We start from the raw sequence: 973 nt of genomic DNA on the forward strand, positions 1-973 counted from the left end.
CATAACAGGTAATACTCTCCATGATATGAGATTCAGAGATAAATCTTTGCATCTTCTATACCATGAAGCTGCTTTAATCCCAGATGGCATTCTATTGCATAACAATGACATGTTTACTGTCGTGCTGTTAAGCATTGAAATGATAAATAATCCTAAACATTTTGCTCTTGATAAATTAAGCGAAATATGTTTTTGTAATAATTCGACTAGAGGGGCGGAATGATCTTTCATATGTAAATCAAGTTCTTTCCCCGTTATCATCATGAATTATCAGCAAAATTCAATCCTTTAGTCCTTACATCTCTAAAAATTGTCATGTAGTAAGATATTATCTATAAATGAAATAGAAGCAATAAAAGCTCATAATAACGAAATCAACAGATTCAAATTGGAACAACTTATTGATCCAACAGCTGATTCAAGAAGAACAGTTACTGGACAAACTTTAGGGAATTGTAGCAGCAGGTCAATAAGAGAAGCTTTAAGAGACAATGTACCGGATTCAGAATTTCGTGAAATATATGATTTTATTACACAAAATCAAGTATCTCAAATAATATCAAACTTAGAAAGCGAACAAAAAAATTTAGCAAATATCTTAAATATACCTTTAATAAAAGAATAAAGTATCTCAAATACAACTCATCAAAATCAATTTCAAAAAGATATTGTCAATTCAGCTACTAATTATTTTGATACTTTTTTTTATAATGAAGGGCATATATCAAGCACAAAAGAAAAGTTATTTAACGCGAGTTTCGTATTAATAGAGGAACTGAATAGCTGATAGTAACTGGGTTACGAGGATATTAGTAATATTGTTTTTGTTATAAAATGTACTTAAAACTGCATAAATTTTTAGTAAATTGTCTTTTTTGACTATAACTATTAAATTGTAAAACTTGTCACACCTCTTACAAAGCTTGAAAGGATAAGCATTATAGCATATTCATTAACCATAATTTAGGCATCT

The 973-nt window shown here is 28.9% G+C and carries 2 protein-coding genes; one reads left to right on the plus strand and one right to left on the minus strand.

Annotated features, from left to right (window positions below; all coding sequences use genetic code 11):
• The coding region (locus REIS_RS00685) for a hypothetical protein (protein ID WP_040614690.1) at positions 1-264 on the minus strand (264 nt) is incomplete at its 3' end.
• Between the two features lie 46 nt (positions 265-310).
• On the opposite strand from REIS_RS00685, the gene REIS_RS00690 reads away from it, so the two are divergent.
• Positions 311-625: a hypothetical protein gene (locus tag REIS_RS00690; protein WP_008579332.1), complete on the plus strand. Its 315-nt coding sequence runs from the start codon at positions 311-313 to the stop codon at positions 623-625.
• Positions 626-973 lie beyond the last annotated feature (348 nt).

Source organism: Rickettsia endosymbiont of Ixodes scapularis (genome assembly GCF_000160735.1).
GTDB classification, from domain to species: domain Bacteria; phylum Pseudomonadota; class Alphaproteobacteria; order Rickettsiales; family Rickettsiaceae; genus Rickettsia; species Rickettsia tamurae.